Annotated in this window: 13 protein-coding genes and 1 tRNA gene; 5 read left to right on the forward strand and 9 right to left on the reverse strand. The window is 60.7% G+C overall.

The features are described 5' to 3' along the window. Positions 1-2 precede the first annotated feature (2 nt). A complete protein-coding gene (locus NKH57_RS15835) occupies positions 3-1,769 on the reverse strand; it encodes a Tad domain-containing protein (RefSeq protein ID WP_352945310.1) in 1,767 nt (588 codons plus the stop codon). Further along, complete coding sequence (locus NKH57_RS15840) at positions 1,770-2,216, reverse strand: TadE/TadG family type IV pilus assembly protein (RefSeq protein WP_352945381.1); 447 nt, start codon at positions 2,214-2,216, stop codon at positions 1,770-1,772. It lies immediately after the preceding gene. Between the two features lie 283 nt (positions 2,217-2,499). Between NKH57_RS15840 and NKH57_RS15845 the strand changes: the two genes are divergently transcribed. The 4 genes from NKH57_RS15845 (at position 2,500) to NKH57_RS15860 (ending at position 7,930) form a co-directional block, all read left to right on the forward strand. Then, entirely contained in the window at positions 2,500-4,092 is a 1,593-nt protein-coding gene (locus NKH57_RS15845) for a peptide ABC transporter substrate-binding protein (protein WP_352945312.1), read from the forward strand. Positions 4,093-4,256: 164 nt separating this feature from the next. After that, a complete protein-coding gene (locus NKH57_RS15850) occupies positions 4,257-5,180 on the forward strand; it encodes an ABC transporter permease subunit (RefSeq protein WP_056580795.1) in 924 nt (307 codons plus the stop codon). Next, positions 5,173-6,294, forward strand: coding sequence for an ABC transporter permease subunit (locus NKH57_RS15855; protein WP_352945315.1), 1,122 nt, complete (start codon positions 5,173-5,175; stop codon positions 6,292-6,294). Before NKH57_RS15850 ends, NKH57_RS15855 begins: the two co-directional genes overlap by 8 nt. A gap of 16 nt (positions 6,295-6,310) precedes the next feature. Beyond that, positions 6,311-7,930, forward strand: a complete 1,620-nt coding sequence (locus NKH57_RS15860; RefSeq protein ID WP_352829915.1) for an ABC transporter ATP-binding protein — start codon at positions 6,311-6,313, stop codon at positions 7,928-7,930. Positions 7,931-7,977: 47 nt separating this feature from the next. Here the strand turns inward: NKH57_RS15860 and NKH57_RS15865 are convergent, their stop codons facing one another. From NKH57_RS15865 to NKH57_RS15885, 5 genes are all read right to left on the reverse strand, one after another. Then, positions 7,978-8,283 carry a hypothetical protein gene (locus NKH57_RS15865; RefSeq protein ID WP_352945317.1) on the reverse strand — a complete coding sequence of 102 codons (306 nt, stop codon included), beginning with the start codon at positions 8,281-8,283 and terminating at the stop codon, positions 7,978-7,980. 367 nt (positions 8,284-8,650) lie between these two features. Beyond that, positions 8,651-9,007 carry a hypothetical protein gene (locus tag NKH57_RS15870; protein WP_352945319.1) on the reverse strand — a complete coding sequence of 119 codons (357 nt, stop codon included), beginning with the start codon at positions 9,005-9,007 and terminating at the stop codon, positions 8,651-8,653. An 86-nt stretch (positions 9,008-9,093) separates the two neighbouring features. Further along, complete coding sequence (locus NKH57_RS15875; protein ID WP_352945321.1) at positions 9,094-9,315, reverse strand: hypothetical protein; 222 nt, start codon at positions 9,313-9,315, stop codon at positions 9,094-9,096. 61 nt (positions 9,316-9,376) lie between these two features. Further along, positions 9,377-9,676 carry a DUF1236 domain-containing protein gene (locus NKH57_RS15880; RefSeq protein ID WP_352945323.1) on the reverse strand — a complete coding sequence of 100 codons (300 nt, stop codon included), beginning with the start codon at positions 9,674-9,676 and terminating at the stop codon, positions 9,377-9,379. Positions 9,677-10,190: 514 nt separating this feature from the next. Continuing rightward, a complete protein-coding gene (locus NKH57_RS15885) occupies positions 10,191-11,177 on the reverse strand; it encodes a TerC family protein (RefSeq protein WP_352945325.1) in 987 nt (328 codons plus the stop codon). A 431-nt stretch (positions 11,178-11,608) separates the two neighbouring features. On the opposite strand from NKH57_RS15885, the gene NKH57_RS15890 reads away from it, so the two are divergent. Then, a complete protein-coding gene (locus tag NKH57_RS15890; RefSeq protein ID WP_352945327.1) occupies positions 11,609-12,250 on the forward strand; it encodes a hypothetical protein in 642 nt (213 codons plus the stop codon). A gap of 172 nt (positions 12,251-12,422) precedes the next feature. Here NKH57_RS15890 and NKH57_RS15895 read toward each other — a convergent pair. Further along, positions 12,423-12,499 (reverse strand) — tRNA-Pro (locus NKH57_RS15895). Between the two features lie 562 nt (positions 12,500-13,061). Next, positions 13,062-14,525: a betaine-aldehyde dehydrogenase gene (gene betB, locus NKH57_RS15900; RefSeq protein ID WP_352945329.1), complete on the reverse strand. Its 1,464-nt coding sequence runs from the start codon at positions 14,523-14,525 to the stop codon at positions 13,062-13,064. Positions 14,526-14,576 lie beyond the last annotated feature (51 nt).

Consider the following 14,576-nt stretch of genomic DNA (forward strand, 5'->3'; position numbering starts at 1 on the left):
CCTTACTGGACGAGTACCGAGCGTCCGCAGGTCGCGCCTGTAACCCGTACATCGGCCTCGCCGACGCCGACACCCAGCGCCGAGAGCACATTGTAGAGCAAGTCGTCGACGGGCGCTGTTACACCGTTCAGCGCCGTCACCACCGCCGGCTTGACCGCTCCGGTCAGGGCTGTCAGGTCGATCCCCAGGCCAAGCGCATTGACCGAAAGCGACAGGTTGCTGACCAGAGACGTGGCGAGCGATTGTGTAATGTTGCGCGTCGAAACGGTCTTGATCGTCTTGTTGGCGATGTCGGCCGCATCGAAGGTCAGTGTTGTCGGGTTGTTGTTGGTGATCGCGGTGGCGGCGGAGCCCATCATCTGTATCAGCGGAATGTTGGTCAGCAGCAGCTTGAGGTTCGCATCCGCGATTTCAGCGTCGGTGAATGTCTGCGGTTGGCTGAAGTCGCCAAAGCCTGAAGTGTTGCTGTTGGCCAGATGCAGTGCGGCAATGCCTGGGTGGGCCGCGATGGAAACCTTGATGCTGGAAGGCCCTGTCGGACAAGTGATGTCGGTCAGTTTGGCTTCGGCATAGGCGACTTCCACATTGAGCGGCAGGTTGACGGCCAGCAGACTGACGCCGCCGCCGAGACCAGGCGTGCCGACCCCGACGCTGGCCACCAGCTTGATGCGCGTCTGGGCCGTGCGCACCGTGGTACCGATTCTACCGACCGCGAGCCATGGCGAAAATTGTGCCGGCTCGCCAATCGCAATTGTAAGCTTGGTGGAAAGGAGCCCCGGTACGGTGGCTCCGAGATTGACCTGAGCCTGGTTGGTGCCGTTAGCCAGCACTGCGGCGGCAGTCAGCATTCCCATGGCGCTTGCATCGACCCCTAGGCCTGTCGGGGTTTGCCCCAACCCCACGCTGCCCACGGAGCCGAGGTCGACAAGGCTGCTGAGCGGGATCTTGACCGTGCTGGTCGACTTGGACGCGATCGTCTGCAGGGCGACCTTGGCCGTATTGCCAACTCCAGGCACATTGGCCATGGCGGTAGCGATCTGGCCGACGGTCGCCTTGGAGGCCAGCACATCCGAATAGGTACCGCCGGTCACGTTCGCTTGCGTGGCAAGGGCACTGATGAAGGAGAGGACGCTGACATCGGCCGAGATCAACCCGTTGTAGTCCATGACGCTGAGCGAAATGTTGCCGCCGAGAAGTCCGCTCAGAAGCGCGTTGAGGATGCCGCCATTGACGCTGGCCAGCCTCGACCCTACCGAGAACGTTGCCAGCGGTGTCATGCTGGCCGTCGCCTCAGTGCCGATGACCGGAGTGGGGATCAGTGAACTCGCGAAATAGCGGGCCGGGATCTTCTTCAGGGTTACGCGGACGGCATTGTAGGGTGTCAAGTTGGCCTGGAAGCGCTGGCTTACGTTAGCACCGGATGCCGCGTATCGTCCCGGTGTGACCGAAACGACGGTTTTGCCGACGGCCGGTGCGATCGTCTGTCCAGAGCCTTGAACGACAACCCCCGGCATGCCGTTGTCGGTCAGCGTGGTCACGACTGCGGTGTCGATCTTTGTGATGTTCGAGGCGGCGGTGATCGCGGCCAAGTCCACCATTGCTTGTGCTTCGCGACGCTCGGTGTAGATCGAGGCTTCGTCGATGGCGACGGCAGCCAGCGCAAGCCCGACCGGCGCCATGAGCGCGGTCATCACGGCAAAATTCGCCTTTCTGTCACTCAGCATCAACCGCGCCAGCCGGCCGATCTCCTTGCGCGCATGCGGCAACACTCAGATACCTCCGACCCGTATGGTTGACTGGCGCGTGATCGTGGTCCCTGGCATCGCGATGCCAGGGAAGAGATTCCATATCGGCAGGTTGCGGGCATCGTAGTGAATGGAAACCACGAACTGGCTGCCATCGGCTGTGCTGTCATTGGCCTGATAGGTTAGCTTGTTCGCATCCACGAACGGATATCCACCGGCATTGTTGGTGACGAAGCTGGCCACGAGCGTTTGCCGTTCGGTCTGGTTCATCCCAGCAATGGCTGTCCGTGCGGCGTCCGCCGCGATTTGCTGGATAGAGTTGGCCGCACCGAAATATATGCCGTACGCGACCATTCCAAGCAGGATGAGGATGAAGATCGGTGAGAGCAGGGCGAACTCAACCGCCGAAGTTCCCGAAGCACTTATCCGGAATCGGCGGCTTCTGGCCATGAGAATGAGACGGCGAACCATGTCGCTGAACATGCCAAAGTTCGCATGCAAAAAGCGGAAACCCCAGGTGCAACCTGGCGGTGTGAGCGATTGAAGGCATGTTCTAATTTAGCGATAGCTTCTTTCTTCTCATTGCTGACTTAGGGTCAATCAGTACTCAGTTGAAAAGAGCTTACCTCCTGTCTAGTCTCCTGCCACCAGCCATCGGAGGGAACCGGTGGCGCGCTCGAAGGAGTCAGATATCGGCTCCGGGGCGTCAACACGTAAAGGCGCGCCGACGGGCAGCGCCGACAGGGAGAACTTCATGCTGAAAAACATGCTGAGGGCGACTGTGTTCGCCACGACCATGGCGGTGACAGCCGGCACGTTCTACACGCCCGCTTTCGCCGAGACCGTCTACAACCGCGGATCCGCCGCCGAAGCGGAGACGCTCGATCCGCACAAGACGTCGACGGTATACGAAGCCGATATCATACGCGACCTGTTCCAGGGCCTCGTCATGCATGACCAGAAGACGAACCTCATTCCGGGCGCCGCCGAAAGCTGGACGGTGTCCGACGACGGCACAGTCTACACCTTCAAGCTGCGCAAGAACGGCCTCTGGTCGGACGGCAGCCCGGTGACGGCCGACGACTTCGTTTATTCGTTCCGTCGGCTGGAAGATCCAGCCACCGCTGCCGAATACGCTTCCATGCTCTATCCCGTGAAGAACGCCGAGGAAGTCAACACCAAGAAGGGCAAGCCGGAGGACATGGGCGTCAAGGCGCTTGACGCAAATACCCTCGAAGTCACGCTGAAGGCGCCGACGCCTTACTTCCTGGAGATGCTGACCCACCAGGCGACCTATCCGGTTAACAAGGCGTCTATCGAAAAGCTTGGCGCCGACTGGATCAAGGCAGGCAAGTTGGTCTCCAACGGGGCTTATACAGCGGCGGAGTGGATTCCCAACGACCATCTGAAGCTGGTCAAGAATCCGAAATTCTGGGACGCGGCGACCGTCAAGGTCGACGTGGTCAACTATATCCCGACCGAGGATCGCTCGTCGGCGATGAAGCGCTTCGAGGCCGGTGAACTCGACAGTTACGGTGACCTGCCGACCGAACAGCTCGCCGACCTCAAGACCAAATTCGGCGACCAGGTCCGTGTCGGGCCATATCTCGGCACCTACTATTATGCGATCAAGACCGATAAGGCGCCGTGGGATAATGTCGAACTGCGCAACGCCATCTCGATGGCGATCGATCGCGACTTTCTCGCCGAAAAAGTCTGGCAGAACTCGATGCTGCCCGGCTATTCGATGGTACCTCCGGGCATCGAAGGCTACACGCCGGCACTGGCCAAATACGCCGACATGCCGCAGATCGACCGCGAAGACGCAGCCAAGAAGATCCTCGAGAAACTCGGCTATACACCCGAGCATCCGTTGAAGATGGAGATCCGCTACAACACCTCGGAAAACCACAAGAACACCGCTGTCGCCATCCAGGAACAATTGAAGCCGCTTGGCGTCGAGATCACGCTGCTCAACACCGACACCAAGACCCACTACTCGTTCCTCGAGCAGAAGGGCGACTACGATGTGGCGCGTGCCGCCTGGATCGCAGATTACAAGGACCCGGAAACCTTCCTCGGCATCTCGCGCAAGGCCAGCGGCAACAATTATTCGAACTACAACAGCCCGGCCTATGAAGCGGCCATGGACAAGGCAGCCGCCGCCGGCGGCAAGCCCGAGGAGCGCATGAAGGAGCTCTCCGAGGCCGAGCGCATTCTGGTTGACGATGTCGGCCAGATCCCGCTGCTCTACTACAGCTACCACGACATCGTGTCCTCGAAGCTGCACGGCTTCGACGACAATGTGATGGACATCCATCCGTCCCGCTTCATCAGCAAGGACTGATCCCTTGGCTGGGCCGCCGCGCAACTCATGCGCGGCGGTGCTGGTTTGCCATCGCATCGGCCCGGGAACCGGATCGATTTTCGACAATGTCGGTGCGAAGATTTGAACGCTAGAGCATAATCGTCCAGTTGGACGTACACTGCTCTGGATCAAGCGGGGCACCGATGCTGCGATATGTATTAAGGCGGCTTCTGACCGCCATTCCGACGCTGTTCGTCATCGTGACAATGGCGTTTTTCCTGATGCGCGTCGCGCCAGGCGGCCCGTTCAACCAGGAGCGGGGGCTGAGCCCTGAGATCAGAGCCAATCTCGAAGCTCAGTTCGGTCTCAACGACCCGCTCTGGCTGCAATTTGTCCACTATCTCGGCAATCTTTTGCGCGGCAATTTCGGGCCGAGCTACAACATGCCGGATTTCACCGTCACCGAACTCTTCGCCAAGGGACTGCCTATTTCGGTCCAGCTCGGCGCGTCGGCACTCGTCCTGGCGCTTCTGCTCGGTTCCGTGCTCGGTACCATTGCCGCGCTCAACCAGAACAAGCTTGGCGACTATACGGTGATCGCGCTGGCGACCGCCGGCAGCACGATTCCCACCTTCGTGATCGCGCCGGTGATCCAGCTTCTGTTCGGGCTGACCTGGAAACTGCTGCCGATCGGTGGATGGGGCGATGGCGCTTTCATCAACAAGGTCGGCCCGGTGCTGACTCTCGCTCTGCCGCAGATCGCCATCGTCGCCCGCCTGATGCGCGGCTCGATGATCGAATCGCTGCGATCCCATCACATCCGCACGGCACGCGCGCTCGGCCTCTCCGATTGGTCGGTAGTGGTCAAGCACGCGCTACGTGGCGCCATCCTGCCGATCGTCTCCTTCACCGGCCCGGCGGCCGCGGCTCTGCTGACCGGTTCGGTCATCGTCGAGACGATCTTCTCCATTCCCGGTGTCGGCCGCTATTTCGTCGATGCCGCGCTCAACCGCGATTATACGCTGGTGATGGGAACGGTGGTGGTGATCGCCATCTTCACCATCGTTTTCAACCTGATTGTCGACGTCATGTACGCGGTCGTCGACCCGAGGGTGCGCTATGACTGACATCGCAGCCACGGCTCCCGCCGTCATCGGCCGCTCGCTCTGGGGGGACGCCTGGGCGCGCCTCAAGGGCAATCGCGCCGCCATGTTCAGCCTCTATTACCTCGCTTTGATCGCGCTCATCAGCGTGGTCGGCCCCTCACTCGTGCCGCATCAATACACGACCATCTACGGTGATTATGTGCGCACGCCGCCAAGCCTTTCGGCCTACCCGAAGGCCGACACCATCGAGACGGCACTCACCGAAGCGATCAAACGCATGCGGGTCGACCTCAAGGAGTGGCGGCAGGATGGCAACCAGGTCTTCGTTACCGTCAAGTCGACCAAGCCGATCGACGACCGCAACATCCGCTATCTCGATCGTTCCGATGCCTTTGACGGCACCAAGATCGAAAGCAAGTCGCCTGACGGCCTCGAAGTGACGATGAGCGCCTCGATCAAGCAGCAATACTTCCTGTTCGGCACCGACAACACCGGCCGCGATCTATTGTCTCGCACGCTGATGGCCGGGCGCATATCTCTGGCCATCGGCCTGCTCGCCGGCATCGTGGCGGTGGTCATCGGCGTGGTCTACGGCGCCGCTGCCGGCTTTGCCGGCGGCAAGGTCGACGAGGTGATGATGCGCATCGTCGACGTGCTCTATTCCTTGCCCTTCATCTTCTTCGTCATCATGCTGGTGGTGTTCTTCGGCCGCAACTTCGTGCTGATGTTCCTGGCGGTCGGCGCCGTGCTGTGGCTCGACATGGCGCGCATCGTGCGCGGTCAGGCACTGTCGATCCGCCGGCAGGAATATGTCCAGGCGGCGGAGGCCATGGGTGTCGGCCAGCGCGGCATTCTCCTGCGCCACGTCATCCCCAATCTGCTCGGGCCTGTGGTGATCTACATGACGCTGCTGGTGCCGCAGGTCATCATCCTGGAGAGCTTCCTGTCGTTCCTGGGGCTCGGTGTGCAGGAGCCGATGACCAGCTGGGGCGTACTGATCTCGGTCGGCGCCAAGAATATCGGCACCGCCAACTGGCTGCTCCTGTTTCCCGCCTTCTTCCTCGTCTCGACGCTGTTCGCCTTGAACTTCGTCGGCGACGGCCTTCGCGACGCGCTCGACCCAAGGGATCGCTAAGATGGGGATCACTGAGATGGCTGCTTCCGAAACGATCCTCAGCGTCAAGGACCTGCGCGTCCGCTTCCGCACGCTCGACGGCGCGGTCGAGGCGGTCAAGGGCATCAACATCCACGTCAACGCGGGCGAAACCGTTGCCGTCGTCGGTGAGTCCGGCTCCGGCAAGAGCCAGACGATGATGGCGGCGATGAGCCTGCTGGCATCGAATGGCGAAGCGACAGGCAGCGTCGACTATCGCGGTCGCAACCTTCTGGCTCTGAGCAAATCCGAGCTCAACAAGGTCCGTGGCCGGAAGATCAGCATGATCTTTCAGGAGCCGATGACGTCGCTCGATCCTCTCTATTCGATCGGCAATCAGCTGATCGAGCCGATCCGCCGGCATCGCGGCTTGAATGTCGCCGAGGCGCGCGAAGAGGCGCTCAAGCTGCTGCGGCTGGTGCATATTCCCGATCCCGAGCGGCGGATGAAGTCCTATCCGCACGAAATGTCTGGCGGCCAGCGCCAGCGCGTGATGATTGCCATGGCGCTCGCCAACGATCCCGACATCCTGATCGCCGACGAGCCGACGACGGCGCTCGACGTAACCATCCAGGCGCAAATCCTGATGCTCTTGGCCGAATTGCAGCGCAAGCTCGGCATGGCGATCGTCTTCATCACCCACGATCTTGGCATCGTCCGTCGCTTTGCCGACCGTGTCTATGTCATGCGCCAGGGCGAAGTTGTGGAGGAGGGGGAGGCTGAAGCCATCTTCGTCAACCCGCAGCATGCCTATACGAAAATGCTGCTGGCAGCCGAGCCGACCGGCCACAAGGCGCCGCCGCCCGCCAACGCCCCGGTGCTGCTCGAAGGCAGGAATGTCGAAGTGACGTTCAGGATCGGCGGCGGGTTTCTTGCTGGCGAGCCGCTGATGCTACGTGCGGTCGATCACATCTCGATCCGGCTGCAGCGCAACCAGACCATCGGCATCGTCGGTGAATCCGGCTCGGGCAAATCGACGCTCGGCCGCGCCTTGCTGCGACTATTACCGAGCGACGGCATCATCCGTTTCGGCGATCGCGACATTTCCACTGCCGACCGACAGGCGATGCGGCCGCTGCGGCGCCAGATGCAGCTCGTCTTCCAGGATCCGTTCGGTTCACTATCGCCGCGCATGACCGTCGGCCAGGTCGTCACCGAAGGACTTCTGGTGCATGAGCCGAACCTTTCGGGCAAGCAACGCGACCAGCGCGCGGTCGAGGCCTTGCGCGAGGTCGGCCTCGATCCCAATGCCCGCAACCGCTACCCGCACGAATTCTCCGGCGGCCAGCGGCAGCGCATCGCCATTGCCCGTGCCATGATCCTGAAGCCCAAGCTGGTGGTGCTGGACGAACCGACCTCGGCACTCGACCGCTCGGTGCAAAAACAGATCGTCGAACTGCTGCGCAAGCTGCAGGCCGACCACGAGCTGTCCTACCTCTTCATCAGCCACGATCTGTCAGTCGTGCGCGCCATGGCCGACTACATCATCGTCATGAAACAGGGCAAGATCGTCGAGGAAGGGCCGACCGAGGCGATTTTCAGCAATCCGCAGCACGTCTACACCCAGACGCTGATGGCCGCGGCGATCGACGTCACACGGTTTCGGTTGAGCGCCTGAGACCGTAGCCACCAAAAGGCGCAAAGCACCAGACAGTGCCTGTTCACTCAGTCCGTTGACCTCGGGCACTTGTTTGCCCGCACCGCAACTATGGTATCTTGCTGCTGTTTCAGCCGGTCGATCCTGGCCGTTTCACGGTCGGCGACCGCGGTTTTTACACGCGAGCCGCCCGGCAGCCAGCGCGGAACGTTGGTATTCGCGACTTTGCCGCGGGTAATTGCGGTTCGCGAGATGTCGCGGGCGATGCCTCCCAGCGCGCTGTTGAGCTCAGGGCACGACATCGCATCGTATTTCGCCGGATCGACAGTTCTGCCGATCGATGAACAGCCGACGACAAGAAACAGCGCAATCATCAGGGCCAGTGGCGAGACTGTCGTTGAATTCGAATTCATGTCGCATCCGGCTTGCCGTTACATAGAGCCCGTCATACCGCATCGAAGTACCTAGCGCTGACGGCCATTTTCGTCAAAGTTTGCGATCGAGAAGGACCGTGCCGCTGAACTGAGCCTTTCATACAGGAACGTTCCTCGGGTCACTCGGCGTGAGCCGCGGCGGGCTTTCGCATTTTGGTTGTCTCCGACTTGGAAAAGCTTGTGCAGCTGTTCGTTCCGATCGGCTGGTCGACGTGCAAACTTCGGCAGCTGATAGCGGTAAGCCAGCCGCCGCACCGTGCCCGCCCTCCAAATTGTCGGGCCATTCGTTCAATTTCCCTGCGAACTCTCACGCTGCTTCGGCAACGAACTTCGCCGATTCGTCCCCGAGCACCGCCTGAGCGGCATCGATCTCGTTTTCATCGACATGCGCCGTCACCAAAATGATGCCCTCAGCCATGCTCGCATCATTCGTCTTTGCGGAACTCGTGGTGAATGTGCCGAGCAGGCCGCCGGCAAGGCCGCCAAAGACAGCGCCTGCCATCGCTGTTGCCGATAGTCCCGCAGCAAGAGGATTGATGGCGTGAACGGCAACGCCGCTCAACCAGGCCAACCCGCCAGCGCCAGCGCCAGCGATTGATCCCAGAGCGAGCGCCCATAGAAATTCCGCTTCGTCCCGGTAAGGTCCAATGATGGCGATCTCCACCCGAGGAATTCCAGCTCCCCTAAGGTCGCCTGCGACCCGGGCAGCTTCGGCAGGCGAATCAAAAAGTCTGCTGATTGTCGCCATGGCTAGTCGGGATTTTGGCTGATCAGATCGGAGACGAAAGACGCGGCGATCAGGTCGTCGCCCTGAATTCGCCCCTCGCGGTCCTCCATCATGGCCGCGACTTTCTGGAAGGTCTTCATTTCGCCCTTGGTGATGCGGGCCTCTTGCATCTTGGCCTTGAGGTCAGCCACGCGCACCCCCAGCGCTTGGGATATTTCAGTCTCACGGTTCATGGCGATCTGCATCCGTTTTGCTGCGAAGCCCGTGGCCCCAAAGGGCGGCGGGCTTCAGCCGACAGCGGCTGGTTCAGTCGATGATCTTGATGATCTTGTGGGTACCCGGATCCACGACAACTGTTCGGTTGTCGATCACTGTGTAGCGGTATTTGACGGTGGGGACTTCGTGAAGCTCGACCGTGTCGGGCAGCGCTGTTCCAACATTGAGTTCCACACCGGGAAGCTTCACCGAAGCGAGGGGCTGCTTCTTCACATATTCACGGATGACTGTTTCCTGCTCGGGCTGGAGGATAATGTCCTCGGCTGCGGCTGCTCCGATACCTGCAAGCAACAGAAGCGCCGCCGCCGCGGTGGTAAGATGCATTTTCATGAATTCCTCCTTTGCAAACCGACGCAGCACTACATCGTCTGCGCCAATCACTCGAACTTGGGGCAGGTGCAAACGTTCCCACGGCTGGGCTTCGGTCGGGCGGAGCAGGGGACTTAAGTCTGATCGCAAAAGGCAATGGTCTTACCAAGGGCGTAGCCCGGAACGGCCGCTGTTTGCGGTCGTTGTCCGCTGCAAGTTGTGGGAGGAAACCGATGGAGAAGAGCGTTGGCCAGGCGCGCTGGTTGCTCGCACCAGTCTTCGCGATGGCCATCACCTTGATGGCTATTGGACTAGCCCTTGGCTGATCGTCCAGGAGATAACCCATGAAGATTTGCACATCGGCGCAGCTACGTCCCTTCCTGCGCCGATAGGGTTCGCTCGCCGGGTGGTAATCCTGGTGAGCGAACTCTCTTTTCCATACGCGCCGCGACCGAGCGAAGGAGGCCAAGGGCCGTCGTCGGCGTCGCTGACATGTTCCAACCAGTCCACGACCTTGACAGGGTCGACTCCCCGTTCACGCGGACCGCCGCTGCTGATCCCTGGTCTTGAGAAGACTCCAGACCACGCCGGCGGCGATGATCGCAAAGGTAATGCCGAGCGAGAAGGCGGCCGGGAACTTTTCAAGGCCAAGGAGATCGGCGACGAAGATCTTCGAGCCGATGAAGACCAGGACGATAGCGAGCGCGGGCTTCAGATAACGGAAGCGGTGGATCATCGCCGCAAGCGCGAAATAGAGGGCGCGAAGGCCGAGGATCGCAAAGACGTTCGAGGTGTAGACGATGAATGGGTCGGTCGTGATCGCGAAAATGGCAGGGACGGAATCCACGGCGAAGATGATGTCGGCCACCTCGACCATCACCAGGGCCATGAAGAGCGGCGTGATGAACCAACTCGCCTGGCCTGTTCCGGGATTTGTCTTTTTGACGAAAAACCGCTGTCCGTGGTGCTCTTCGGTGACCTTAAAGCGATTGCGCATGAAGCGGAAGAGGATGTTCTTGGACAGGTCGGGTTCTGCCTCCTTGACAATCAGCATCTTGATGCCGGTGATGATCAGGAACGCGGCGAAGATATAAAGAACCCAAGCGAACTCGGCGACCAGCATCGCGCCGACACCGATCATAATGGCACGCAGCACCATGACACCGAGGACGCCCCAGAAGAGCACCCGGTGTTGGTAGATGCGCGGCACAGCAAAGAATGAGAATATCAGGGCAATTACGAAGATGTTGTCGAGCGCCAGCGTCTTTTCGACGACGAAGCCTGTTAGATAGGCGAGGCCGGCGTCGGCGCCGAGATACCACCATACCCAGCCACCGAAGGCGAGCCCGAGCGCGACATAGAGGGCAGAAAGCATCACGCTTTCGCGGACGCCAATTTCCTTGTCCTGCCTGTGAAGAATTCCAAGGTCGAACGACAGAATAGCGATAACGAGGGCAAAAAAGCTCGACCACATCCAGAGCGGCGTTCCGAGCCATTCGATGAACAAAAAACTCAAGGGCAATCCCCTGTCGGCACGGCTGTCAGAAAATCGGTCCGACATCGTAAGAGTGACGAGGCTCTCACCAGAGGGGCCCGGACCAGCGGGTTGGTACCCACTTGGGAACTCATTTTCTGACGATCAAGGGTCCGGCGGGACTTTTACTGGGGCCGGAAGAGTGCGGCCTGGAGTTCAACTGGGGTTTTGCCATGAGGCTGGTCCGACGGGCTACAGCCCTGCGTCGGAGCAAGATACGCGTTTTTCATCTGACCAGATCCCGTAGGTGGCGCTGGCAAAAGGGAATCCGATTTGGTGAGCTGACCTGCATTTCGGAAAGAAAGGCTTGCCCAATCAATGGGTAGAGCTCCATCCAATTCCCGGATCAGGGAACTTGCTTCTTCCCGTGAAATACCGGAAGAAAGATGATCGACTGAGGATTGATTCGGAGCTTGCGAATGCGCGGGGTGCGAGCAGCTGTGGCTGCACTGGTCCTGACCGGTTCCATCACTTCCGCTCTCGCCGACAATTCTCCCTTCATCTATATTGCTACCGAAGATCCTTTCACCGTCGGTCAACCGGCGAAGAACGACGTGTATTTTTTTGGCGGCGTTTTTGCGGCCGGATCATTTGGGAACACAATTAACATATTCGGCGCCGACTATACGAACAACTACATAATCGGAGCTGCCTATGGTCGCGATTTCGTCGATATGGGCGCTGGTTTCGTTCTTGGCGGTGTGACCGGGGCTGCCGTAAGATTTGGCGAGGACGACGACACGTCAGGAGAAGTTTGGGCCGGGGTTAGGGTTCGTCACCAGGGCCTTGTCATCGGCGATCTGGCGATTGCGCCCGCAGTGACGGCCGGTTTGAGTGCGGTTACGGGCACCACCGAGATCGAACGCGAACGCGAAATCTATTACGATGGCGACGCGTCTTTGCTTGGTTTCATCGGCGCGGAGCTTTCTTTCAGGCTAAGGCAAGCTCCCAATGTCGAGCTTGTCTATCAACTCCACCACAGATCCGGCGCCGGTGGTACGTTTGGAAATATGGGAGAGGGTTCCAACGCGAATACTGTTGGGCTTCGTTATCGCTTCTAGCTGACGCCTCAACGCCCCGACACTCTGAACCGGCGCACCTTCACAGCCCTCGTTGGCGAAGCACGACCCCGATCGGGTGGCACACGTCGCCAGGCCGGCAGAACTGAGGGTGCCGGCAGGCCTCGCGCTGTGGGGTATCGGGAGAAACAAATACCTAAGTATCTGTTTTTTCTGGTCGGAGTGGCAGGATTTGAACCTGCGACCCCCTCGTCCCGAACGAGGTGCGCTACCAGGCTGCGCTACACTCCGTGACCAGACCGCGGGCTTATAGCCGCCACACCTCGTTCCTGCAAGCGCCAATGGCAGCACTTCTGTCGCATTTCATTCCTTTCGTCGGGCATTTCCGCAAAGCTCGGATTTCGGTCCGCGATAAACGTGGCTAAAAGCCTTGCGTCCTAGCCAGCGGGCCTCGATATCAGTACCTTCCGCCTCTTGGAGTTTCCGGTCTTGCCCTTCAGGATCGTTGGCGACGCTTGGCCCAACAGTTTCGAATTCGAGACCGAAGCGCTGATCAAGGCGCCCGCCGGCAGATGTTCGATGCCGTCGACGCGGTGCTGCGCCGCAGCCCCGAAGTCGGCTCCTACAACCAGACCTTTTGAATGGTAATTGAATGACCGACCGCATAAGCGATCAAGGCGGCGATCGCTCTAGACGGTTCGGGTGGCGCCGACCTCAAGCAGGAAATCGAGTCACGCGTTGGTCGCCTGTTCCGCTGGCACATAGACCCTGCACCGACCGTATCGACCAGCGCGGGCGCTATCTTCTGTCATCGTATCTGGACAGCACAGCTGAAAAAGCCGCGTAGATCGGCTCAATACGGGCTCGCCACGTCGCCGGTCTCGACATAGATCGACTTCAGCTGCGAATAAAGCGCCAGTGCCGCCAGCGAGTTCTCGCGTCCGATGCCGGACTGCTTGAAGCCGCCGAACGGGATTTCCACCGGTGTCAGATTGTAGGCGTTGATCCAGCAGGTGCCGGCCTGTAGCTCGGCAATGACGCGGTGGGCGCGCGGCAGGTCGCGGGTGAAGACACCGGCGGCGAGGCCGAATTCGGTGTCGTTGGCGCGGTCGACCACTTCGTCCTCGCCGTCGAATTTCAGCACGCTCATCACCGGCCCGAATATCTCCTCGCGGGCGATGCGCATCGTGTCGGTGACGCCGGTGAACACGGTCGGCTCGACGAAGAAGCCGCCCTGGAAACCCTGCAAAGAAGGCACGTTGCCGCCGCAAGCGAGTGTCGCGCCATCCTGCTTGCCGATTTCGATATAGCCGACCACCTTGTCGTGCTGCGCCTTGGAGACCAGCGGCCCCATCTGGGTTTCGGGATCGAGTGGGTCGCCGATGCGGATTTTCTTTGTCCGCTCGACAAGGCGTTCGACGAAGCGGTCGTGGATGCCGCTTTGCACGAAGACCCGCGTGCCGTTGGAGCAGATCTGCCCGGTCGAATAGAAATTGCCGAGCATGGCGCCGCCAATGGCGTTCTCGATGTCGGCGTCGTCGAAGACGATCAGCGGCGACTTGCCGCCGAGTTCCATCGTCGCGTGCTTCATCCTCGAGCCGGCGAGCGACAGCACCTTGCGGCCAGTCGGCACCGAGCCGGTCACCGAAACCTTGGCGACGACATCGTGGCCGACGAGCCCGGCGCCGACATCGCCATAGCCCTGCACGACGTTGAACAAACCGTCGGGCAGGCCGGCCTCGCTGTAGATCTCGGCCAGCGCCAGTGCCGACAGCGGGGTGTTTTCCGACGGCTTGAACACCATCGCGTTGCCCATGGCGAGCGCCGGTGCCGATTTCCAGCCGGCGATCTGGATTGGATAGTTCCAGGCGCCGATGCCGACGCAGACACCAAGCGCCTCGCGCCTTGTGTAAGCGAAGGGCCCGCCGAGATCGACCGACTCGCCATTGTAGGCGGCAACCGCACCGCCGAAATATTCGAGGCAGTCGGCCGCCGACGGGGCGTCCGCCACCAGCGTCTCCTGGATTGCCTTGCCGGTGTCCAGGGTCTCGATGCGGGCGAGGTCGGCGTTGCGGGCGCGCAGGATATCGGACGCGCGGCGCAGAATGCGCCCGCGCTCGACCGGCTTCAGCCGCGCCCAGGCGGGCTGCGCTGCCCGCGCTGCCTCGACGGCGAGTTCCAGCACGTTCGGCGTCGCCGAGCGCAGCATGGCGATGGTCTCGCCCGTCGCCGGATAGATGACCGGCAGCGGCGCGCCGCCTTCGTCCTCGATGTAGCGTCCGTTGACATAGTGCGATGCCGTGGGCTGGGCGCGCATGGGAGGTCTCCAATTGGTCTGCGCCCCCCAAATGGGTGGCTCGCTCTATCG

The organism is Mesorhizobium sp. M1050 (assembly GCF_040318715.1).
Taxonomy (GTDB): Bacteria; Pseudomonadota; Alphaproteobacteria; order Rhizobiales; family Rhizobiaceae; genus Mesorhizobium.